At 38.2% G+C, this 23,873-nt stretch carries 21 protein-coding genes and 2 pseudogenes; 6 read left to right on the top strand and 17 right to left on the bottom strand.

What is annotated here, in order from left to right:
* Positions 1-42: 42 nt before the first annotated feature.
* From PZE06_RS12630 to PZE06_RS12615, 4 genes are all read right to left on the bottom strand, one after another.
* Complete coding sequence (locus PZE06_RS12630; protein ID WP_150915985.1) at positions 43-1,344, bottom strand: TRAP transporter large permease; 1,302 nt, start codon at positions 1,342-1,344, stop codon at positions 43-45.
* A gap of 30 nt (positions 1,345-1,374) precedes the next feature.
* Positions 1,375-1,848, bottom strand: a complete 474-nt coding sequence (locus tag PZE06_RS12625) for a TRAP transporter small permease (RefSeq protein WP_150915947.1) — start codon at positions 1,846-1,848, stop codon at positions 1,375-1,377.
* Positions 1,849-1,877: 29 nt separating this feature from the next.
* On the bottom strand, positions 1,878-2,894 hold the full coding sequence (locus PZE06_RS12620) for a TRAP transporter substrate-binding protein (protein WP_191963712.1): 1,017 nt from the start codon (positions 2,892-2,894) through the stop codon (positions 1,878-1,880).
* A gap of 689 nt (positions 2,895-3,583) precedes the next feature.
* Positions 3,584-4,147: a DNA-3-methyladenine glycosylase I gene (locus tag PZE06_RS12615; RefSeq protein ID WP_150915943.1), complete on the bottom strand. Its 564-nt coding sequence runs from the start codon at positions 4,145-4,147 to the stop codon at positions 3,584-3,586.
* 149 nt (positions 4,148-4,296) lie between these two features.
* Between PZE06_RS12615 and PZE06_RS12610 the strand changes: the two genes are divergently transcribed.
* A complete protein-coding gene (locus tag PZE06_RS12610) occupies positions 4,297-4,743 on the top strand; it encodes an AraC family transcriptional regulator (RefSeq protein WP_150915941.1) in 447 nt (148 codons plus the stop codon).
* A gap of 103 nt (positions 4,744-4,846) precedes the next feature.
* Here the strand turns inward: PZE06_RS12610 and PZE06_RS12605 are convergent, their stop codons facing one another.
* Positions 4,847-5,464, bottom strand: coding sequence for an NUDIX hydrolase (locus PZE06_RS12605; protein WP_150915939.1), 618 nt, complete (start codon positions 5,462-5,464; stop codon positions 4,847-4,849).
* A 601-nt stretch (positions 5,465-6,065) separates the two neighbouring features.
* Positions 6,066-7,262: a multidrug efflux MFS transporter NorA gene (gene norA / locus PZE06_RS12600; protein ID WP_150915938.1), complete on the bottom strand. Its 1,197-nt coding sequence runs from the start codon at positions 7,260-7,262 to the stop codon at positions 6,066-6,068.
* 92 nt (positions 7,263-7,354) lie between these two features.
* On the opposite strand from norA, the gene PZE06_RS12595 reads away from it, so the two are divergent.
* The gene (locus tag PZE06_RS12595; protein ID WP_150915937.1) at positions 7,355-8,185 is read left to right on the top strand and encodes a MerR family transcriptional regulator; all 831 of its coding nucleotides are present in this window, start codon (positions 7,355-7,357) and stop codon (positions 8,183-8,185) included.
* 442 nt (positions 8,186-8,627) lie between these two features.
* On the opposite strand, the gene PZE06_RS12590 is transcribed toward PZE06_RS12595, so the two are convergent.
* From PZE06_RS12590 to PZE06_RS12575, 4 genes are all read right to left on the bottom strand, one after another.
* Positions 8,628-9,869: an MFS transporter gene (locus PZE06_RS12590; protein ID WP_150915983.1), complete on the bottom strand. Its 1,242-nt coding sequence runs from the start codon at positions 9,867-9,869 to the stop codon at positions 8,628-8,630.
* A gap of 442 nt (positions 9,870-10,311) precedes the next feature.
* Complete coding sequence (locus PZE06_RS12585; protein ID WP_150915936.1) at positions 10,312-10,917, bottom strand: ABC-2 transporter permease; 606 nt, start codon at positions 10,915-10,917, stop codon at positions 10,312-10,314.
* Entirely contained in the window at positions 10,910-11,776 is an 867-nt protein-coding gene (locus PZE06_RS12580) for an ABC transporter ATP-binding protein (protein ID WP_150915981.1), read from the bottom strand. The genes PZE06_RS12585 and PZE06_RS12580 overlap by 8 nt, the downstream gene beginning before the upstream one ends.
* Positions 11,777-11,780: 4 nt before the next feature.
* Complete coding sequence (locus PZE06_RS12575; protein WP_150915935.1) at positions 11,781-12,152, bottom strand: GntR family transcriptional regulator; 372 nt, start codon at positions 12,150-12,152, stop codon at positions 11,781-11,783.
* A gap of 378 nt (positions 12,153-12,530) precedes the next feature.
* Between PZE06_RS12575 and PZE06_RS12570 the strand changes: the two genes are divergently transcribed.
* A complete protein-coding gene (locus PZE06_RS12570; RefSeq protein WP_150915934.1) occupies positions 12,531-13,004 on the top strand; it encodes a DUF2062 domain-containing protein in 474 nt (157 codons plus the stop codon).
* Between the two features lie 159 nt (positions 13,005-13,163).
* Here the strand turns inward: PZE06_RS12570 and PZE06_RS12565 are convergent, their stop codons facing one another.
* Both PZE06_RS12565 and PZE06_RS12560 read right to left on the bottom strand, forming a co-directional pair.
* Positions 13,164-15,602, bottom strand: coding sequence for an FtsX-like permease family protein (locus PZE06_RS12565; RefSeq protein WP_150915933.1), 2,439 nt, complete (start codon positions 15,600-15,602; stop codon positions 13,164-13,166).
* Positions 15,595-16,281: an ABC transporter ATP-binding protein gene (locus PZE06_RS12560; protein WP_150915932.1), complete on the bottom strand. Its 687-nt coding sequence runs from the start codon at positions 16,279-16,281 to the stop codon at positions 15,595-15,597. Before PZE06_RS12560 ends, PZE06_RS12565 begins: the two co-directional genes overlap by 8 nt.
* 1,052 nt (positions 16,282-17,333) lie before the next feature.
* Between PZE06_RS12560 and PZE06_RS30105 the strand changes: the two are divergent.
* Positions 17,334-17,961 (top strand): annotated as a pseudogene (locus PZE06_RS30105) (transposase).
* A 227-nt stretch (positions 17,962-18,188) separates the two neighbouring features.
* On the opposite strand, the pseudogene PZE06_RS12545 reads toward PZE06_RS30105, so the two are convergent.
* From PZE06_RS12545 to PZE06_RS12535, 3 genes and pseudogenes are all read right to left on the bottom strand, one after another.
* Positions 18,189-18,341 (bottom strand): annotated as a pseudogene (locus PZE06_RS12545) (transposase); the annotation flags it as partial.
* A 198-nt stretch (positions 18,342-18,539) separates the two neighbouring features.
* A complete protein-coding gene (locus PZE06_RS12540) occupies positions 18,540-19,622 on the bottom strand; it encodes a copper resistance D family protein (RefSeq protein WP_191963711.1) in 1,083 nt (360 codons plus the stop codon).
* A gap of 12 nt (positions 19,623-19,634) precedes the next feature.
* Positions 19,635-20,186 carry a copper resistance CopC family protein gene (locus tag PZE06_RS12535; protein ID WP_191963710.1) on the bottom strand — a complete coding sequence of 184 codons (552 nt, stop codon included), beginning with the start codon at positions 20,184-20,186 and terminating at the stop codon, positions 19,635-19,637.
* A 326-nt stretch (positions 20,187-20,512) separates the two neighbouring features.
* On the opposite strand from PZE06_RS12535, the gene PZE06_RS12530 reads away from it, so the two are divergent.
* Together PZE06_RS12530 and PZE06_RS12525 are read left to right on the top strand one after the other, a co-directional pair.
* The gene (locus PZE06_RS12530) at positions 20,513-21,340 is read left to right on the top strand and encodes a sensor histidine kinase (protein ID WP_150915927.1); all 828 of its coding nucleotides are present in this window, start codon (positions 20,513-20,515) and stop codon (positions 21,338-21,340) included.
* Positions 21,341-21,982: a response regulator gene (locus PZE06_RS12525; protein WP_150915926.1), complete on the top strand. Its 642-nt coding sequence runs from the start codon at positions 21,341-21,343 to the stop codon at positions 21,980-21,982.
* 176 nt (positions 21,983-22,158) lie between these two features.
* Here PZE06_RS12525 and PZE06_RS29865 read toward each other — a convergent pair whose 3' ends face one another.
* Both PZE06_RS29865 and PZE06_RS29860 read right to left on the bottom strand, forming a co-directional pair.
* Positions 22,159-23,193 carry a sensor histidine kinase gene (locus PZE06_RS29865; protein ID WP_150915925.1) on the bottom strand — a complete coding sequence of 345 codons (1,035 nt, stop codon included), beginning with the start codon at positions 23,191-23,193 and terminating at the stop codon, positions 22,159-22,161.
* Between the two features lie 8 nt (positions 23,194-23,201).
* A complete protein-coding gene (locus PZE06_RS29860; RefSeq protein ID WP_150915924.1) occupies positions 23,202-23,867 on the bottom strand; it encodes a response regulator transcription factor in 666 nt (221 codons plus the stop codon).
* Positions 23,868-23,873: the final 6 nt, after the last annotated feature.

Here is a 23,873-nt window from a genome sequence, read left to right as displayed (position 1 = left end):
ATTTCTCCGCAGTTCAACAGCAATACCCATTAGCAAAATGACTTACAGGTTTCCAGTTAAGCTTGGAATCCAAAGAGAGAGCGCCGGAACAAAGGTAACGATTAATAAGGCAATGATAATCGCAAAATAATAAGGAATTAATGGTTTTATCACTTTATCAATATTAATGTTTCCAACCTTACACCCGATAAACAAACAATTTCCAACTGGAGGAGTAATGCTCCCAATGCAAAGATTCATCGTTATCATAATTCCAAAATGAACCGGATCCATTCCTAGCTGCATAGCAATTGGCAATAAAATGGGCGTAAAAATTAAAATAGCCGGCGTCATATCCATAAAGGTACCGATGATTAATAAGATCAAGTTCATAATTAACAGAATTGCAATCGGATTTTCCGTAATCCCAAGGATGCTTTCACTAATCATTTGTGGAATTCCTGCAACCGTCATCACATAGCTCATAATCGTTGAGCCTGCAATTAAAAACATAATAATAGCCGTTGTTCTTGAAGTTTCAACTAAAATTTTCGGTAAGTCCTTTAATTTTAGTGTGCGATAGATAAACATAGACAAGAATAAAGCATAAACGACTGCAATCGCCGCCCCTTCAGTTGCGGTAAAGATACCAGTTGTAATTCCTCCAATCACAATCACAATAAGCATCAGGGAAGGAATGGCATCCAAAAATAATTTTAATTTTAGCTTAGCCGGAATTTTTTCACTAACAGGATATTTATTCCTTTTAGCAATAATAAAGCCAACAAGCATTGTTAGCACTCCCCATAAAAGCCCGGGTAAGTATCCAGCCATAAACAATGCCGCAACAGATGTTCCTCCCGATACGAGTGAATACGTGATTAATACATTACTAGGCGGGATTAATAAACCAGTAGGAGCAGAAGCGATATTTAATGTGGTTGAAAAGGTTTTGTCATATCCTTCCTTCTCCTGCATCGGTCCAAGGATTCCCCCCATCGCTGCTGCTGAGGCGACCGCTGAACCAGAAATCGAACCAAAAAGCATATTTCCGACTACATTTGTTTGCCCTAGTGAACCAGGAATGCGTCCAGCCATTACTTTGGCAAAATTAACGAGCCGGACAGCTATTCCACCATTATTCATGATAATCCCCGCTAAAATAAAAAATGGAATCGCTAACAATGAAAGTTTGTCAACACCCGTGGCAGCCTTCTGTGCTGCGATAATAATCGACGTGTTGATAGGAAAAATTACGACTGCTGTGATAACGGATGAAATAATGATACTAAAGGCAATAGGAGTACCTATTAGCAACAAAAAGGCAAAGATCACTAATAATATAAGACCGGCTTGAATTGCAATATCCATCTATTTTTCCTCCATTCTATTAAGCTAGATAACTTCCGTTTTTAATTTAGTAGTAATATGACCTATTGAATAAAGGATGAAAAGAATGCCTGCAATCGGTAAAGCCATATACATATACCCCATAGGCAAACCCATTCCCGGTGAAATCTGGATCATGGTTGCTGACACAATTTGGTATCCTCCATAAATAAGAACGATAGCTGAAAAGATACAAATGGCTGCATCAATGAAGATCGCAATTCCTTTGGCGATGGTCTTGTTAAGTTTATCTGCAAAATAGGTGATCGCTAAGTGTCCTTTTTCTCCATAGACGTAAGCCCCTCCAATTATAGAGACCCAAATAATCGCGTATCGCATCAGCTCCTCAGTCTGTGCACTAGCCTGCCCAAATATATACCTCGACATTACCTGCCATACGCAGGAAATGACCATTAACGCAACTAATACCATTAGCAAATACTCAATTCCCTTATTCAGTAGTTTAAAAAACTTACTCATGATTTTCCCTCCTTTAATGGCTCAACCGGCTATTCGTTCCTTAAACGGTTAATTAGGTCGACAAATTGTGGATATTCTTTCGCAACCTGATCATGCATTGGTTTTACACTCTCAATAAATGCTTGCACATCCGGATTAGTAAAGTTAACACCTTGTTCTTTTGCTTCTTGAATGGCTTTCTCTATTTCCGCTTCCCATAATTCGCGTTGATTTAAGCTTAACTCCCCAAAACACTCGTCTAAAATGGCTTTTTGATTGCTCGTCAGCTTGTTCAAAGTGTTTGTATTCATAATTAATACGTCAGGGGCAAACAAGTGTTTCGTATTAGAAAATTCCTTCGCTACCTCCGCATGTTTATTAACAGTTAACGCCAATTCATTATTCTCTAACCCGTCGATGACCCCTTGTTGAAGCGCGCCATACACTTCTCCCCAATCAAGCGGCGTAGGGTTTCCTCCCATTAAGCTAACCATTTCCATTAATGTTGGAGAAGCTAATGTTCGCATTTTTAAACCTTTTAAGTCAGAAGGTTCTGATATTGGAGTATCCTTTGTATAGAAACTGCGGGCTCCTGCATCAAACCATGTTTTCACGACAAAACCAAGTTCTGCTGTTCGTGGAAATATTTCCTCTTGCATATACTCACTATCCATTACTCGATAATAATGAGACTTATCATTAAACAAATAGGGAACGCTAAACAAGGAATACATTTTTTCATAGGATTCGATTGTTGATACACCTGTTGAGACCATATCAACAGCTCCAAATTGAACGAGTTCAAGCGTCTCACGATCAGAGCCTAACACCCCGCTTGAATAAACCGTTGCCTTCATCGTCCCTTGTGATTTTTCCTCTAAATTTTTGGCGAACTCTCTTAATGCAACAACAGTAGGATGTGTATCTGGCTGGTTGCTTGAAATAATAAATTCAAACGATTTTTCCTCATTTCCTTCACTAGAGACAGTGATTGAGGAGCATCCAGTAAACGTGCTCAATAACAACAATAAACTCAACAAAACACCCAAATGCTTCATATTCTTCATCCGCACTTTCCTCCACTCCATTTTCAAAATCGTTTTCAGTTTAACGCTATTAATAACATGTTTATATTACGAAGGTAACCGCTTACATCTAAACTTAAAATGTACAATCTTCAACACTGTTTCATTAATCTTGCTCTTTTCATTCCTCCAATACTGCTATCTCAAAATGTTAACGTTAACATTATAAAGATTAAAAAAACACCGCCTTTTTTTATCAAGCTGTTTCAGTCGTCTTTTTAAAATGTTAACGTTAACAAAATGAACGAAATAAAAAATGGTTATAAATACCATAAATCAGCAAAATAAAATCTCCTTGGCTCTGAAATTTCCTCCTCCTTTTCTTCTTTTTTATGCAGGAAAAAATCACTGTACATCTTAAGTACTTTTATATTAACAGATCAAATTCATGGATGGAAGACTATATTTAATTTGTTGATTTTATGCCATAATTTATTTTTCTTATTGTTTTTTTGTTTATAAAAGCTGATTTTGGCTCATTGCGTGTGGAACTTTGTTCTCACACAAAATAAGCCAAAAATCGTTTATTTCATAATATGGTGTAACAACTCTTATTGTATAAAACATTTCACGGACTTCTCACACAAACTCCTCCCATTTACTATCGCTTGGCAATGTGACTCCTTTAATTCCTTACTATTGAGCAAGAGAGAAACGTTTTAGCGTACCCATTATCGATTTAACGTGTGATAAGGGCATGTCCGTACGTGATCATCGATTATACCAATTGCTTGCATAAAGGAATACATCGTAACCGGTCCGACAAACTTGAACCCCCTCTTCTTTAGATCTTTGCTAATTTGTTTCGATAACGCTGTTTCAGCTGGAATTTGCGCTTCAGTATCCCATTGATTTACAAGTGGTTTAAAGTCCACATACCGCCATAGATAATTAGCAAAACTGCCGAACTCCTCTTGAATCCTTAAAATTGCTTTTGCATTATCTCGAACAGACTGCAGCTTCGCCAAATGCTTGATTACATTTTCTCGTTCTTTTATAGTTTCTAAATCTTCATCCGTCAAGCTTGAACAATAATCAAGCTCAAAATTATGAAAGGCCTTTTTGTAACCTTCACGTTTTGCTAAAACAATACTCCAAGATAAACCAGATTGGGCACCCTCCAGAGTCAGCATTTCAAAAATATATTGCTCATCATGATTCGGTACACACCATTCTTGATCATGATAAGCGCGCATAAGCTGATTGTCACCCGGCCACGAACATGTCTTCTTCATCTCTTCCTCCACTATGAATTTTTATTATCAAAATACCATCCTTAATTGGACAACAGTCTGTCATATTTTATCAAAAAAATACATGTATATTTTTTTATAACATGCTACATTCAAAATGGAACATCATTAACGAACAAGGAGGAAAAATTTTGCATATGAACGTGGAAATTCTTCCAAATTATCGACTTGCCTACATGCGCAGAGTTGGTCCCTATGGTCCCCGCAATAACGAAATAATGACCAGATTAAAAAGGTGGGCATCAGCGAACAACCTTATGTCAGCTGCAATCCTTTTCGGCATCCCACAGGATAATCCACAAGTAACACAACCTGAAAAATGCAGATATGATGTTGGCATTGTCATAACAGAAGCATATCAACTGGATGATTCAATAGCTGAGCAAACATTTTCTGGGGGAAAATACGCTATTTATTTAGTAGAACATACAGAAGAGGCCCTCCAGCAAGCATGGTCAGAAATATTTCCTCTCTTGCAAAAAAGCGGACATCAAATCGACAACAAACCGATTGTTGAAAGATATTCTGTAGAAATGCTTGCTCGTGGATATTGTGAACTTTGCGTGCCAATCCTTTAAACGTAAAAATCATAAAGAGAGAAGTTCTCTCCCTTCCATTCATCCGCTCTGTTCATTATTTTTACATCGAAAACGTTTGGTTTTACAAAAAGTTGTCTCACCATTAATCAAAATAAGCTGGTTCAGCCGAATTTCGAAGATGCTTGAAAGCCCATTTCAATTGAGTTTCAGTGTTTCTCCCTAGCGACAACAATGGTAGATCGTCTTCGGGGAAGAAGTCAACTTCACTTGTTTCCATACCTTTCGTTGCTTCTCCACCAATGATTTCACATTGAATAAATAGTTTGTACACATAATAAGGCGACGGAGGGTGTGGATGGCATTTTTTATCTTGTACCCCTAAAAGTTTGATTGCTTTGACATCAAAACCCGCTTCCTCTTTGACCTCCTTGACAGCTACTTCACTTGGAGTTAGTCCTATATCTCCCCAACCACCTGGCATGGCCCAAGCGCCATCACTTTTTTCCTTTACTAACAAAATTTTGTTGTCTTTAAAGACAACCGCTCTTATATCTACCTTCGGTGTTGCATACCCTGTTTCATTAACAAAAAGATTTCTTATGACACTTTCGTCCAGTTCCGTTTGCTGTGACATCATTTCAATGCTTATATTGCGGATCATTTCAAATCGCTCTAGATCATAAATATCTTTTGAGTACGTCAATCCCGCTTGTGCAATCGCTTGAAGCTGCTTCGCCCATTCAAGCCACTTTGTATCCATCTAGATCCACCTTCACTTTCTATATTTCTAAGTTTTAACAAACAACAGTATTGATAAAACCATTTTCGGTTCATTTCACGTAAAAGCTTGATATATATTTGGAAAATCTTTTGATACCATGAAACGGTTGAAGAAGTCGCGTTTAGCTTTTTTCGCTTCATGGAATCAGAGGGGAAATGGGCCGAAAATCACCATCAATAAATAACAAAGCTATTGTCTTAAGAACATATTCAATAAATATTTCGGTAATCCTCTGATTTAACGCATTTTCTTTAGAGAAAATTTCGTTGCCTTATAAATAGATAATAAACACCGGACAAGGTGAAACAGCAGAGAAAGCAGCGTTTCTAGGCAAGATAAAATACAAAAACACCCTAATATTCCTAAACGGCAAAATAACCTACACAATATCACAGGCACGCTAAAAGCGCTCAAACCTCTCTTTTCCAAATTGAAGCTATACATGAAATAGAGATCGTAATGAAATGTTTGAAAATAATATGTGCACACTAAAGAAAACTCTTATGTAGCTCATACGCCCATAAAAAAAGCGTTAATCCCCCCTAGGATCAACGCTACTTAGTCGTTTAAACTAAAGATATTAACCGCTCACTTTACTTACCTTGACCCCTTGGCCTCTTTCCACAGGTTGGTTCTTCCAGAACCATGTTATCACAATTCCAATTACAAGAATGACTGTGGCAAAGTAATAAGGGTAATTAATATCGATATCGAACAACATTCCGCCAATGATTGGACCGCTGATGTTCGCTAAACTAGTAAACATCGAGTTCATTCCCCCAACAAAACCCTGTTCATTCCCAGCGATATTTGAAAGATAGGAAGTAACAGCCGGACGAAATAAATCGAAGCCGACAAACACAATAAATGTAACGAGCAAAATTGAAAAATAAGAATGGACAACTGTCATAAGATATACTAGGATGGCAGATAAAATTAAGCTATAGCGAATCAGCTTAATTTCACCCCAAATCCGTGTTAGCCTATCAAATAATAACACCTGTGAAATAGCACCAAAAATCGCGCCACCTGTAATTACAATCGCGATATCGGCTGGTTTGAATTGAAACTTATGATCGACAAATAAACTAAAAAAAGATTCAAACGCAGCTAAGCCAAAGGATGCAATAAAAATGAGAATAAACGCCAAAAGATATTTTGGTGCCAAAATCCGTCGCAAGCCAAATTGACCCTCAGCAGCTTGTTCAGTATGCTCTTCTGAGCGAGTTGGTTCCGATAATAAAATAATCGATAAAACGGCCGCAGTTGTACCTAAGCCACCTGCAAAAAAGAACGGCACGCGCGTACCAAATTCAGCTAAAAATCCACCAATTCCAGGACCGATGATAAATCCTGTGCTGATGGCAGCCGACATGTAGCCAAGAGCTTTTGGCCGCGTATCCATATTCGTAATATCTGCAATAAAGGCGGTTACTGCCGGCATAATAAAGGCCGCACTAACCCCTCCTAAAATTCGAGAAATAAACAGCACTTCAATTTCTTTCCCAAGTCCGAATAACAACTCGGAAATACCAAAAATAAATAAACCTATGACAATCATTATTTTTCGACCGAATCTATCAGCTGCTTTCCCTGCGAATGGAGAAACAATTAATTGAGCTATCGCAAATGCTGCCGTTAAATAGCCCACGATTGTACCTGTAATCCCTAATTCATTCATCAAGGTAGGCAAAACTGGAATGACAAGGCCAATCCCTAAAAAGGCAATAAACAAATTCATTAATAGTAATCCTAACGTGACTTTATAACTTCTCATCCTGTATAAGCTCCTTAATAAACGAATTTCCATATTTACTCTTATCATCTTAATGTATATAGTAACTATATAGTCAAGGAGGGAAATTATAAATGAGTAAAAAGAGCGGCAAATATTTAACGACAGGAGAGTTTGCGAAACTTTGCAAAATCAATAAACAAACCCTCTTTTATTACGACCAAATTGGACTGTTTTCTCCCGAATTCAAAAATGAAAAAGGGTACCGTTTTTATTCCATTCATCAAATAGAACTCTTCTTTGTTGTCGAATTATTAAAGGATCTTGATATGTCCTTAAGTGATATTCAACATTATATGCAAAACAAATCACCGGAAACATTTTTAGCGATGATGTATCAGAAAAAGGATGAAATCGTGAAAAAGCGGCAAGAAATTGAGATGAAAGAAACGATGATAGACGCCAAAATCAGACTCATGCAAGAAGCGGCAAAGCTTGATTTCAATCGAATCATTTTGGAGGAATTACCTAGAACCACCCTGTATTTAAGTCGAAAGATTAAAAATACTGCGGATGAAGGCTTTGTTGAAGCAATTTCAGACTTTGTCGATGAATTATATTTGTCTCATCTCGATACAGGACATCCTATCGGGGTCTTAACGAAGCGTGAACAATTAGTAAAAGGGGAGTTCTCCAATTATAGCTATTTATACATGGAACAACCTAAACCAAAGAAGGGGTACTCCTATTTTGAAAAAGCTCCAGGAAATTATCTCATCGGCTATCACATCGGTGATGAAAAAACGATCGATAAAACATACAAACGCCTTTTTTCTGAAATGGAACGGCTAAACCTAACATTAGGGGACTACGCACTTGAAGAATATATTTATGATACAGTCGTAAAGAACGAAAAAGAGGAATTCGTCACCAAAATCATGATCCATGTGATAGAAAAAAATTAAGTGACTCCACACCACGCGCCAATTTGTTGAGAAAGGCATTAAGAGTATTACCTCTCGATGTCTTTTGGATAGGACTGGCGTTTAACATCCGTTGAGTTCCGCTCTAGCAGCGGGCGATGAGCTTCCTCAGAGAATCACTCACCTATCCCGTAAATGAGGCCATTGAAAAAGTCCTCAGCAGGATCTTTTTTTACAGAACTCCCAGAGCTACTGTCCTCTGTTCTGTCTGGGTAGAAAGCAAGTGACGTTAGCTCCGGCAGTTTATTTTATATTGGCCCTATTAATCGGATTGAACTCTCGCAGACCTCAATTGTTCTGGTCAAATGGACCACTTATACGGACTGAAGTCTTTCTCGCTTTCCACGTACTGGCCGATTAGACCTCTCGCAAAGACTCATTCCATCGACGCTTTACGGCGTGTGTGTATTTCTTTGACTTCATTCTAAGCCTTTTGTTCTTTCTTTTGTCGCGACCAGATTACAACAGGAATGAGGATTAAAGATAAAATCCCACCAGCTAATGACAATGTTTCATAATTTGAACCAGCAACGACCAGTCCCGAAAAAGCCCCGCCTGAAGCCCCTGCCAAAGCAATTAATACATCGACTTTTCCTTGGGTTTTCGCCCGTGTAGCCGTGTTGGTTGAATCTACAATAAGGGCCGTTCCTGTAATTAACCCAAAGTTCCAGCCTAAACCAAGCAAGGACAGGGCAACGATGAGAAAAATCATTGAATCACCTGGTGCAATCGCAGCAACAATGCCTGACAAAAGCAAAATAGCTGTCGATGCGATCGCCATCACAGTACGACCAAACCTATCAACAAGGACGCCTGTCACTAAAGAAGGGAGATACATCGCACCAATATGAAAGCCGATCACAAGTCCTACGGCTCCCAAATCATGACCATGATGACCCATATGAACTGGAGTCATCGTCATAATGGCGACCATGACAATTTGCGTTAGCACCATCATTGTCGTACCAACAATAACCCCCTTCTTATTTTCCTCTTCATGTACAGCACCTAAAGGGCCCTTAACCGTACGCTCCTGAGCTAACGCTTCAAGCGCTCTGGCAACCACTAACGGATCTGGACGAAGAAAGATGAAAATGACAAGTCCAGCTAGGATAAATGCGGCGGCAGATAAAATGAAAGGGCCCGCAAGCGAAGGGAGCCCGATGAGTACAGCAAACTCTCCCATTACATTGACTAAATTCGGTCCTGCGACAGCTCCAAATGTTGTGGACACCATCGCAATACTGACTGCTGTCGCCCGCTGCTTTTGCTGCGCTAAATCGGTGCCTGCGTAACGTGCTTGCAAATTCGTCGAAGTGCCTGCACCATAAATAAACAATGAGACAAATAAAAGGAGGATATTATTAAGCAAAGCAGCAACTACCACTCCAGATGCTCCCAAGCCACCTATTATAAAGCCTGCTGCAAGACCTAGGCGACGTCCAAAACGTTGAGAAAGCCTGCCAACTAATAGCGCAGATCCTGCTGATCCTAGTGTAAACAAAGCAACAGGAAGTCCTGCCATCGCATCTGTTCCAAGCATCTGCTGTGCAAGAAGCGCTCCGACTGTTATACCTGCCGCTAATCCTGCCCCACCAAATATTTGTGAAATAACCACAATAACCAATGTCCGTTTATACAGCTTTTTCTGTATTTCTGGTTCCATATAATCTTCCGCCAAACTTTTTGACACGTGAACACCCACTCTTTTTTCCCGATCTTTTATACCATTTCAACATCCAGCTTGAACGTTAAAGACATCCTTGCCCCGCTCCCATAACATGCTCATTCTGTATGAAAGGATCAATAATGGTTCGGAAATTTGTAAATAGAATTATTTTCGAAAAGTTGCCTGTTTCCTATCGAGCGCTAACCGTTTCTAGACAGGTTTTGCAGCCCTGCAAATTCCCTTACCCATAATTACCATTTCGTCTCTAAGAAAAGCAATTTCATTTATCTTATCATCCTGACAGTCATTAGGATAGGGAAAGGTTATTAGTTTACAAGAGAAAAGCAGGGAATAACGAGGTCAGTATCTCCCTTAAGCAACATTTAAAGGAGATACTTTACATCAAAAATGGGGAGTTCACTCAAAATTAAGCGGCGATTTAAAATACTTTTCTTTGATAAATAACCATGCTCATCGCCCAAGAAAGACCATAAATTACGATAACCACTAGGGCCGTTCCAGTATATAAAACAAGGTCAGATAAATTCATAATGAAATTGGTAATCGCAGTTAATCGTTCGGCAAAAAATATCACGACAGGTGGCCCTGCAGCAGCTAACAAGAGAAAGCTAATAATGACTACTGTTGAGATGTAACCTGGTTTAAGGATATAGAATAGCGGAAAAGTAAAAGCAGCAAATGTTAAAAATAAGCCTCCTCCAATTGCCATATCTGTCATCGTAAACGTCCTGCCAAATAGAAATAATGCTAAACTTGTCAGCCCACAGGCTATGACCATATAAAAAACGGCACCAAGATAGCGCGATACAATAATTTCTTTACGTGTATAAGGCAAGGAATTTAATAATATATTCGTCTCTGATTTTTCGTCATAAGCATATGCGTTAAAGGGAATAAAAATACTGGCAACAAGAAAAGTCAAAGCGGGATGTTTATCCATATAGATAAAAAATAGAATAATCGGAATAAAAAATAAAAGTTGTTTTTTCTGCAGGATGAGATCACGTCTAATGAGATTAAACATGACGAACACCACCTTTCATGTAATACATAATATCTTCCAAAGAAGCCTGTTCAATGACTACCGTATCTCCGAATGTTTCTTTTACTGCCCTTACATTATCCGTTAATGCTTCAAACCCTGTTGGTGCACGGTGAACTTGGATAAAAGGCTTCTCCGTATCTCTATCCAATAGATCGATCCCGCCTTTAACAAGAGCATAGTTTTCAGCTACATCGTGAACAGAGCGATTGAAGATGATTTTCCCGCCTTGTATGAATGTAATATAATCAGCAATTCGATCCAAATCAGTTGTTATATGGGTGGAAAAGAAAATGGTACGGTTCTCATCAACCATTAATTCCTGCAAAAGGGCGAGTAGTTCCCGTCTAAAAATCGGATCTAAGCCTGCCGTTGGCTCATCCATAATGATTAGTTCTGCATGATGTGAGAGCGCAAGTGCTAAAGATGCCTTCATTTGCATTCCTTTAGAAAATGTTTTAATTGCTTTGTTTAACGGTAACTCGAACTGGTCAATATAATGGTCAAATACTTGATTATCCCAACGTTTATAAGCTGGTCCCACAATTCGTTTAATATCTTTTAAGTTCAACCCTTCAAAAAATACATTGCCATCATAAACGAATCCAATCCGCTCTTTAATTTCCTTCTCATGCGTCCTATAGTCCATTCCAAAGAGTTTAACTTCACCAGCATCCGGCTTTAACAAATTCATAATCATTTTTATCGTTGTCGATTTCCCTGCTCCATTTGCTCCGATAAAACCTGTTACAAAGCCTTGCTTCACATCCAAATTTATATTTTCAACGGAAAAACCTTTAAATTTTTTCGTTACATTTTTTAGTTCAACCACGTTCTCCATCATTTCACTCCTCATATAATATCTTCAATAATTGTTGTAGTTCTTCCAGAGATAAGCCAATTTCCCTGCCATTTGTAATGACAGTGCTCAATTGTTCTTCAATCGCTTTTAGTTTCTTCTCCCTGATGACCTCTAAATTTTGTTCGGCCACAAATGAACCTTTTCCAACAATCGAATAAATAAAACCCTCTTTCTCCAGTTCCTCATAGGCCCTCTTTGTTGTGATAACACTAATATGTAAATCCTGCGCAAGCTTTCGCATGGAGGGGATTGCTGTTCCTTCTTGTATTTCGCCTGCTAAAATAGACGATTTAATTTGATTCATGATTTGCTCATAAATTGGCTCCTTGGAACTATTGGAGATAATTATTTTCATGCCAATCCCTCTTTTTTGTTTTTTAATATTGACCTTTGGATGATTCAGTACAGGGCATAGTAGTCACTGTTTACTAATTGGTTAACCTTATAAATTATATAATGTATATATACTATATATACATTATATATACACTGAAAAATTTCCGCAACCCTTTTTTAAAGGAAAGCTTTGTTAAATCACATGTTGATAAGTGTGAAACCCAAGGTTTTTCATGAAATATCCTCAGATCTGGACCGGCATATAGCGGAGCCTCATTGCTAAAAAATTGTAGTAGTAAGAATTTAAGGTTAGATGTAAAGTTATAGATATGATCCTCTTATAAATGGTTGCTTTTATTAGGAACCTATGAGATTTACACCGAAGGGATAAAAAGAGATGAAGATGACACGTAGAATAAAATATTATTTTATCCGCTTATTTCGATTGAAAGGGAGCCCACATCAAGTCGCTGTTGGTCTTTCCATGGGCTTTTTGCCAAGTTGGATTCCTACTTTTGGAATTTGTCCGGTTCTTTCGGTAAGCCTCGCAAAATTGACAAGATCGAATGAGGTTGCCGCTCTCGTCGGTGGCGTAATCGGTACTCCAATTTGGCCGTTGCTTTTTCTATTTAATTATAAAGTCGGCAGCCTAATCCTCAATCGACAACCAAAGGTAGACGAGCTTGAAGAGGTTGATTATTTAAACGCCCTTCAGCACACGTTAGAGGGGGTTACGAGCGCCCAAACCCGTGGCTATTCATTTCTAATTGGAGCAGTCGTCAATATTTTAATTTCCTCAATCATTATCTATTTAATTGTTTTTTTCCTCTTTAAAAAATATCGGGTCAAAATCTTGCAAAAGATTAGATAATGATGGATTGCTTAACAAAAATAAAGGGCAAGAGACCGAATTTCACCTTCGGTCCTTTGCCCTTTTGCATATATCGAAAAAAGAGAAGTTATCCATCATAATCATAAACTTATATTTCCGTTACAATCCAGAAAATTCACACCTTCTCCAAATTAGTACTTATTCCACTTCTCTTAACAAAGATAAAATCGATTGTTTCGCAATCATTTGATAAAGAAGTCTGCTGCCGATCATGAATAATATAAACAAAAAAAGAATGGATAAGAAAAAGTAATATAAGTAAAATGAAATGGGGAAAAATAAATTGATTGAGAGTAGAACTGTTATAAACACAATAAAGCCTATGATAGTGGCCAGAATATAATATATCACCATTTCGGCTGTTAAAAAATGGTAAACTTTTCTTTTTGACATCCCCATCGACAAGTAAATACCCCAGTCTTTTCTTTGAAGCTGGTACTTACTAAATACAATAATAATGATACTCGTAAGCGTCAAAAGTGAAGCAACTACAAAAGAAAAAATCCCAAGAAAGCGTAAAAGTGAAGTAATGCTCGTTTCTTTTTGGATAAATTCCGGTATATTTTGGAGCAAGCTTCCTGGCACTGTTGCCATTAATTGATTAACATTATCATCAATTTCCTTGAACTCTTCCTCTTTTATATCTTGCTCTAAAAAAATGTCTAACTCATGATAACCGACAAAAAGGTTTAAATCTTCCAGTGTACTCTTAGCAATCACAATCGTAAATTTATCATACCTGATGTCCTTCATCCCATCCAAATGCTTAACAAGCGCTTCGTTTCTTGCATCATATACTTCAAATTGCTGTTCAATTTTGCGTATATTTTCCTCTTCCTTTACTAATTTAACAAAGCTAAGCTCTTCGCCAATCAGCTTATGTAAATTTGAGTCTTTTGTGCCATTTTCGCTTGGGACGAACAACAGGATTTTCCCTTTAAAGTCTTCGTAATCTCCCTCTGGATAGACTTGTTTGAATTCTTTTTCATCAACAACTTCATATTTTACATTCGGAATGATCCATTTATTTTTGTATCTTAACGCTCCTCCGTTTTGATTGATCCACTGATCGATCGCGATTGTTTTTTTATCTGCCCCAATTAGCGGAACAACATCCTCCAGAAAAGGATTTTTTTCCACATGTTTAACTCCGGGAAGACGGGTCAATTTCATCACGTTCTCTTCAGAAAAAGTTAAACGTTGATCAAATAAGACAGGTAAATGATCTACCATATCAAATCGATAGATTTCTTGTGAATTTAAGTAGTAGTATTCATCCACATCCCAAATTCCCTCTGATTCTTTTTGCAAAACAATAGAAAATACGAACACGAGAATGGATAAACAAATAATAGAAACAGTAAAAGTAAATTCCTTAGGGAATAAAAATAATTGTCTTAATAATTGTTTTAATGCAAAAGGCTTTATTTTCTTTTCGATAAAGTGGTGAAGAGAAGAAATATTTCTCTTTCCCGCCATTATACTCCTGATTGAAAGATGTTTAGAAAAAAATACAGACCTAAGAGAAATAATTAAGATCCATAAAAATAACAAAACAAAATAGCCGATCATGATCACATATGTATGATGAGGATATGAAGATTCTAGGCTTTCGATAAAACTCATTCTGATCATGTTAGTTTTAAAGACATACTGAAGTGGTATTGCCAAAACAAGGCTTGTCAAGAAAAGAATAAAAGCTTGATAACAATAGATTTTATACAAGCTTATATCTTTGACACCGATTGCCTTCAAAATGCCTATTTTTTGCATTTGTTTTCTATTAAAGTATGTAAATATGCTTGTTAAAGCAACCGTTGAAATGAAAATAAGGATGCTTTGAAAAATGATGGATAAGTTCCGAACGGCGTCATAATGCTTTAATCCCTCATCAAATAACTTAAAATTTTCAAATCCCTTATATTCATTTAACAAATCATCCATTTTTTCCATTGCCGTATTTTTATCACCCTCAAGCTTGACCAAGTAATTACTCTTAAGCTGAGGCTCAGCATACGTACCCATAAAAATATTTGGAAAGGCATAGACTCCTTGTTCTAAATCAATCGGGGCGTACCATCGAGAAGAATAATTATCTAGAATCCCGACTAATTTGAATTGCCATCGCTGATTCTCACCCTGCAGAGTTTTTGTTTCGCCAATTTTCCAATCTTTATCAATTAAATTTAAATAAGCAGATTCTATCGCTACTTCATTTTTTTCTTCCGGAAACCTGCCTTCCTTAATTTTTATATGGCTCAGCTCTAATGCATCTTCATCCAGCCGGCCGATAACAGCTTTCTTATCTTTATTTCCAAAATGATAGAAATCAATTAATTGATAAGCGCCTACCTTCTCTATGCCTTTTTCGAGATCACTTTTTTTAGTCACTACATCAAGCAAAATCCCACTATGTTCCCCATATTGCGAATAAGCGTTGGTTAACAGACCCGCTCTAATCGTTTCCGAAGCTGAAAATATCGAGAGGATAGAGGAAATGACCAATGTCAAAGTGAATACAAGCAAAACAAGCCAGCTTTTTCTCGAAAATAAAAACTTACATCCCAGCTTAAACATTCGATTTTATCCCCTTTAAAACTCCATCTTTCATGGAGTACAAATAATGCGGTGTTGGAAATAAGTTCGTTTCATGCGTAACAACCACTAAAGACAAATTTTTGTCCTTGTTTAATCTGATTAACAAATTGACAATACTCTTAGTTGTTATTTGATCGAGGTTCCCAGTTGGCTCATCAGCAAAAAGAATATCCGGCTCGGTGATCAATGCCCTCGCAATAGCAGCTCTTTGTTGTTCCCCTCCGGATAAAAAGCTTGGCCGCTTATCTAAGTGATGGACAATACCTAACTCATTGGCAAGTTCTTTAATCCTTGCTTTCAAATCAAATTCTTTCTTTTTTTGAAATTTTAATGGAAGTTCTATATTTTCATAAACTGTAAGCTCGGGTATTAATTGAAAGGACTGAAAAACAAAGCCAAATTTTTCACCTCTAATGAGTGATTGCTTCGCATCAGACAATTCATAAAGCGATTCATGTTGATAATATACTTTTCCGCTTGTAGGAAACTCCATGCCACCCATAATGCTTAGAAAAGTCGATTTCCCGGAACCACTCTTTCCTTCAATAACATGAATCGTTCCTTTTTCGACCATAAAATTGGTTTTTTCTAAAACTTTTTTCTGCCGATTACTTCCATAATCCTTGGTTATCTCAACTGCTCTTAAAATTGCTGCCATATGTTAAACCCCCATGGATTTTATGATATTCATTTACCGGAATCGATTTCACCATGTACAACCGCTTATTAAAAATCTATATCCGAACTTTCACCAATTAAAATGCTGTAAAAATCGAATGACGTTCGTTTTTTAATTGAAGTGCACAATGATGGAATGGATTCACCAATATATTTATATAACGTAATATCCTTCGAAATAATTTCTTATGACAAAGAAAAAAGACGAGAATATCCGAATAATAGGGCTATTCGACCTGAACCAGCAATGAGAACATTGAAACTGTCCGAATAGAGAGGCTATTCGACACCAACCAGCGATGAGAACATTGAAACTGTCCGAATAGAGAGGCCATTCGACACCAACAAGCGATGAGAACATTGAAACTGTCCGAATAAAGGGGCTATTCGACCTGAACGAGCAATGTGAACGCTGTAACTGTCCGAATAGAGAGGCTATTCGACACCAACCAGTAATGTGAACGCTGTAACTGTCCGAATAGAGAGGCTATTCGACCTGAACCAGCAATGTAAACGCTGTAACTGTCCGAATAGAGAGGCTATTCGACACGAACCAGCAATGTAAACGCTGTAACTGTCCGAATAGAGAGGCTATTCGACACGAACCAGCGATGAGAACATTGAAACTGTCCGAATAGAGAGGCTATTCGACCTGAACCAGCAATGTGAACGCTGTAACTGTCCGAATAGAGAAGAGGCTATTCGACACCAACAAGCGATGAGAACATTGAAACTGTCCCAATAGAGAGGCTATTCGACACGAACAGGCGATGAGAACATTGAAACTGTCCCAATAGAGAGGCTATTCGACACGAACCAGCGATGAGAACATTGAAACTGTCCGAATAGAGAGGCTATTCGACCTGAACGAGCATTGTGAACGCTGTAACTGTCCGAATAGAGAGGCTATTCGACACGAACAAGCAATGAGAACATTGAAACTGTCCGAATAGAGGGGCTATTCGACCTGAACCAGCAATGAGAGCATTGAAACTGTCCGAATAGAGAGGCTATTCGACACGAACCAGTAATGTGAACGCTGTAACTGTCCCAATAGAGAGGCTATTCGACCTGAACGAGCAATGTGAACGCTGTAACTGTCCGAATAGAGGTACTATCCACTATGTTATTTGCCCAAATGGAAGGAAGGTTCTCTTTAAAAAATACCAACACAAAACGAATCGCTCCGGTTATGAACAAAATTTCAAAATCTATGAATGTGAAGATTGTACAGGTTGTCCCTTGAAAACCCAGTGTACAAAAGCCAAGGGAAATCGACAAGTCCACTGGAATCCGATTTTTGAAGAAATGAAAGCCAAAGCGAAAACAGCCCTTGAGTGTAAAGAGAAGGCAGGAAGCAATCTACGCTCGACGAAACATCGAAATAGAAAGCGTGTTCGGTCACATCAGGGGCAATCGGTCGTTCCGTAGGTTTTCCTTGCGGGGGCTCGATAAGGTCCACGTCGAGTTTGGAATTGTGGCATTGGCCCATAACCTATTGAAAGTAGCAGGCATCCGCCAGCTACTTTCAGATAGAAATCAATCGAACAGAAAAGCAAGAGACGAAAAACGATCCGTTTTTCGCCTCTTGCTTTATTTTAGGAGCTTTTCAGACAACCACATCTCAGTTTGTCGACAAAAGGCATCGAAAGTTGAATGAACTGCGATACAATTGTTGATTTCCACTCTAGGCACTTGCTTTCCAGGGGGCGTTCGCCAAGCCTCCTCGTCGCTGACACTCCTGTGGGGTCTCGGCTGTAACGCTAATCCCCCAAGAGTCAAGCAGCTTCCGCTCCAATCAACTAGTTTTACGTTCTTTTAAGCAAGTTGTCAAATCTAACTTGCCCATTTTTTTAAATTCATTGCACTGAAAGGAAGCATCGCCTACAAGGACTTGTTTTTTAGACCTTTCAGTGTTGTCCATCGCATACCATGCTTTTCTTTTACATCGGCAAAGACTCTTTCAACTGACTCTTTACGATGTGCATATATTTCTTTTACCTCTTTTGTATGATAAAGGTGTTCAACCTCTTCTACATAATCAACCAAGGATAAATGAACGAGAAATCAAGAACAACTTCGAGCTTTCGTACCAAATGATTTGATGGTACTAACTCGTCCATTGTGAGCAACATATTTCTCGTCATCATTTTTCCATCAACTATATATATATCTTTCATTTTATATTTTTAATTACAAAAAACTGTAGAGCAATCTACTGTTTATTGCATGACGGATTTAACGCACGACTACGGACACCATCAACATCATATAGACGCTTAATACACATAAGCTGCTAAAAAGGAAAGAGATAAGCATCGGTGCTTTTTTGAAAAACGCCCAGCCCATTAATCCCAGCAAGCTGATTGATAAGACGAGAAAGAACACAGTATTTAGATTTCCCGCAAAAGCAATGGTGCTTGATGCATCGATCATTTCATCGTGAAAAAGGCGAAATAATGGTGATACTGCTTCATTCGACATGTAGTTTCCATATGGCGGTGACTTTTGTGAAAACACAGCTGTTATCGCAAAAATAACCAGCAATATAAGCCCTTCTAAGCGCACCCAAGGGATAGGATTAAAATGAAAGTTTCTTAATATTAAACTTTTCACTAGTGCCCCATTCACAAATGCATAAAAAATAAGTGGCAGCAAAAACACATGCTTGATTAATAGCCCCTGACCATACGAGACCCGCCAAGAGTTCGGATAATCATCCACCATAATATTCATCAACATCAGCCCACTAATAGCTGTTATCACGAGACAACTTATCGCCACCATTGAAAACCAGCGTAAAAACTTAAGCCAGTTATGGTGATTTAATGAATTCCAGCCTACAACAAGAATCACTCCAACCCAAATACTAGAGGCTGTCAGATGGATAAAGTCACTGATTATTCCTCTGACCGGATCTACTGCACCTGCATGGCTGGACCATGCAACCGTAAGAATAAGCCCTAGCGTAAGTCCAATTCCTAGAAAAGCAAACACTCCTTGCTCTGAACGTCTTGCCACGATCATTAATAGAAGCAAAAGAACGGAAGCAAGGAGGGTAAAATTCCAAGCTGTTCCTACTGTATAGGTCGTTAACACCATTTTCAACGAATCAACGAAACCGAGTCTTGGAGCAAGCAATCGCGTAATATCTAGAATCGGTATAAATGAAACAATAGGGACGGTGATGACACTAGCGATCATAAAACCCTTTGAGATTCTCAGATCAGGTCGATAATTGTTTGGGACAAGCAATAGAAGAAAGCTTCCCGCTAAAAGCGAAAAGCATATATACAATAGTACTTGACTAATAATCGTCATGACTTCCATCTATTATTTCTTTCTTTTTGTAAAATAGATTAATCCGCCTGCCACCAAAACGATCGCAAGAACAACGAAAACAATTGTCAACGAGGAGGACTCCTTCTCATCACTTGTCTCTGTAGAATCCAACTCTTCATTATCCACAGATTGCTCAGATGTTTCAGTACCACTATCCTCTTCCGTTACTTCTTCCTCAACCATTTCGGGAGCATCGACTGTAAAGGAAAATTCACCATCTAAAGAGTGACCGTCTGCGCTAATAACGCTCCATGTCACCTGATATTCACCGTTTGTAAGCGTCTCAGCAGCCACTGCAGTCAATTTATCTTCATCGATCAATGTATCCTGCAGTTCAACGGCTTGTCCATCCGTTGTTGTCACTTCAAGAAAGCTTCCTTGCTCAATTCCGCCATCGAAATCAAGGACAATTTCATTCAGGGCTTCGGTTACTACCTCGCCGTCCGCAGGATTAGAGCTTTCTAAATGCGAGTGTGCAAAAGCATTATTTGATATTGATGTTACGAATAAAAACGCGATTAGCGCGATAAAAAAACGTTTCAAAACAATTCCTCCTTGCTGATTTTGCCTATCTTTTTATTTGTATGGCACTAGATGATATTATAAATACAATCGTAATATTAAATAATACCCCGAAAGAGTGATTTTTTTATTATAACCATTAAAAAAGTGTAAATAGGTGTTAAAATATAGACACAATTTTATATCGGTTTTGTTAAAGATTATGATGCAGCCTGATTTTCGCCATATTTTAACTCAAATACACAGCTTTCACCTAGCACTTGCTCAAGTCAGAGCAATTAACACGATAGTCTTTAACCCTATTTCCTCCGGAAGAATGAGAAAAAGCTTAGAAAAAAGGTGAGAACTTGAAATATAAACATATTAAATGGCTGATTTTAATTACACCATCGGTGACAATTGCCTTATGGGAATATATACGCCACGAATTTCTCCTTTCCTATATCTCCATGGAGTTGGGAAATTATCTCTCCCCTCTTTTAGTCTTTATCGTTACACTCTTATTTGTACGTCATCTCTTCTCTATTTTAGAAAGAATGCAGGTAGAGCTTAGATTGGAAAAGACGAAGAAGGCGGCGCTCGTCGAGAGAGAAAAATTAGCACGGGAACTCCACGATGGTATTGCCCAATCTTTATTTCTGTTATCAGTAAAAATGAATAAATTTGGCAGAAAGAATGAATTGGAACAAGACCCAGATTTTCAAAGGATTAAACAAACCTTGCAGCATATTCACGAGGATACCCGCCAAGCGATTACAAACTTGAAATATTTGCCTGACAAAGAACCATTAAATTGGACGGAAGCATTCTACCAGTATGTTGAGGAAATTAAAAACCATCATTTAATCGATGTCCATTTGCAGTGGGAGATTCAGGAGCATACATTAACCTCAAAAGAAAAGATTGAGCTATTTGCCTGTATTAAGGAAGCGGTTATGAACGTCATAAAGCATGCGAGAACCAATGAAATATGGATTGATGCCAAAGAAACGGACGATGGATGGCATTGCGAAATTAAAGATCGCGGAATCGGATTCACGGATGAAATGATCGGGCATAACCGAGGATACGGACTTCAAATTATCCAAAACAGAGCCTTTGATATGGGCTGGAAGTTTTCCATAGAAAGAATAGAAAACGAAACGATCGTTACCTTAAAAAAGGAGTGTACGTAAATGCAACCGTTTCGCATACTTATCGTCGACGACCACGCACATGCCAGAGAAGGGATTCGAGAAATTTTAGAGGAGTTTGAGGACTTTCTCATTATTGGAGAAGCGAAAAACGGAAAAGAAGCCATTCAACTTACTGAACAATTATTGCCTGACATTATATTAATGGATATACAGATGCCTGAAATGGACGGGCTTGAAGCAACGAAAAGAATTAAGCTTCAATTCCCTGCAGTAAAAATTGTCATGATCACCGTTTCTGATGATATTACTGATCTATTCGATGCTTTAAAGAAAGGGGCGCAAGGATATTTACTAAAAAACATTCAGTCTGATCAATGGGTAGAGCATTTAAGAGCTTTCGCCTTAGATGAAGTGCCGATGTCCAAAGAAATCGCCTTCCAAATTTTAAAAGAATTCCCGCAAAAAAAGACGCTATCAAAGGAAAATATCCCTCTGTCCACAAGGGAATTAGAACTGCTTCAATTAGTGGCCAAAGGGCTGTCAAATAAGGAAATTTCCAAGGCACTCTTCATTTCCGAAAATACGGTTAAAAGTCACTTAAAAAATATTTTAAGTAAGCTGCATTTGGACAATCGGGTCCAGTTGACGAGTTACGCTTTTCAGCAAGGCTTGGTCGATTAGACTAGCTTAAAAATATTCTAAACAAGAAATGATTTGGCGGGTTCAAGCAACGGATCTGCCTAACCCTCTTCTTGTCCAAAAATATTAGTTTTTCACTGATATCCTCTTAATTGTTTTTCCTTTCCACTACCTCCTAGTCTAAAACAAGACCCCTCCAAAGACGACATAAAGCTCTTTTATTCAACATGTGGAAATATCAGTGATATGGTCAATCCCGAGCCTAAATCGGATTTTGCATCGAACTGAATGGCTAAATCATTGGCCATTTTGCTTACTAAAAACAGACCCATTCCTGTTGCTTCTCTTGTATAAGCTCCACTTCTTCCAGTAAAGCCCTTATCAAATATAAAGGGTAAATCTTCAGCGGATACGCCTGGTCCATTATCACTAATATTGAGAATTATCTGCTTACCCGCTTTATCATAAGCCGTTTCAAACCTCAGAGCTGGCTGTGCCTGATGCTGATTAACGTATTTCGTACTATTGGCAATGATTTGTTCTAATATAAAGGCCAGACCTTTACGGTCGGAGATTATTTCTGCTTCTTCACCGGTAAAATGTACTCGAAAGCCAGATTCATCTATTAAAGTTTGATGGTTCTCTGCTACCTGTTTACAAAAAGCGAGTACGTTTACTGGCTCGAAAATATAATCTTTATGAGCTGCTCCAAGTCTTGCAAAATACAAAATTCGCTCTACATCTCCAAGCATTTGATCTCGAATGTGAAGCATGCGTTGTCTTACAAGGGGAGACATTTCATCACCACGATTGTCAATGACCAACGTCATTAAGGACAAAGGCTTTTTAATTTCATGAACCCAGCCTTCTATGTAGTTTTCATAATCTGCCAACTCCATCATTTGGTCATTAAGTTTCACTTGATATTCTCTGATTAAGTCTCCCATTCTCCGGGTAAACAATCGATGTATGTTAGGAATGGTTTGACAAAATATTTCTTCGTTTGTCTCATTTGGTTCTAACAAAAAAGCTTGAAAGGCAGCTTCGCTGATTTTTTGCTTTCTAATCATCAGAAAGACAGGTAAACATATTATGATCAGTGTATAGACAATCATTAATCCTACTAATGCCTTAAAAGTATCCGGATAAGCCAGCCAAGCGAAAAAAATAAATAAGAGATTTGTGGCAATGATGATGAGAAACCATATCTTATATGCTTGAAAACAATCATAGATTTGCTTTATCCATCCCACGGTATCATCTACCCCCTAAGTCGATAACCCTGTCCCCTTACAGTTTCAATTTGCTCTTCCAGATTTAGTTGACGCAGCGTTTTTCGCAGGCGTGTAAGGTTGACTTGAAGGGCATTTTCATCAATAAATTGGTCAGTCCCCCATAATAATTCACTCAATGCCTTTTTAGATACTAAATCAGGTCGATTCTGAACTAACGCCAATAAAATTTTTCCCTCATTTGGGGATAAAACTAATGAGTGAGTGCCCTTATACAAGGTAAAAGTATTGGGGTCGAGTGAAAAACTGCCCCCGTCGATTAAACCTGGCTGGCCTTCAAACCTTCTTAACAGATTCTGAATGCGCGCCAATAATCGATCGCGATTGCATGGTTTTGTGAGATAATCATCTGCACCTAAATGAAGACCATGTAGTTCATCCTGAAGCTTATCTCTAGATGTAAGTATTAAAATAGGACCGAGCCCCTTTGATTTTAAACTTTTGCATATGACAAATCCCGATTGTTCCGGTAAATTGATATCTAATAAAACTAAATCAGGTGCTAAAGTAGCGATTTGATGAGCAATATCATGGAAGTTGGTAATGGCCGAAACTTCATATCCGGCTTTTCGCAATATATCCATTAACTCCTCTCTCATCCAGACATCATCTTCAACAATGATAATTTTTGCCACTTTTAG

Source organism: Robertmurraya sp. DFI.2.37 (genome assembly GCF_029211245.1).
Taxonomy (GTDB): Bacteria; Bacillota; Bacilli; order Bacillales; family Cytobacillaceae; genus Robertmurraya; species Robertmurraya methanolica_A.
The sequence above is the reverse complement of the archived record's forward strand: the minus strand, read 5'-3'. Positions and strand labels throughout refer to the sequence as shown.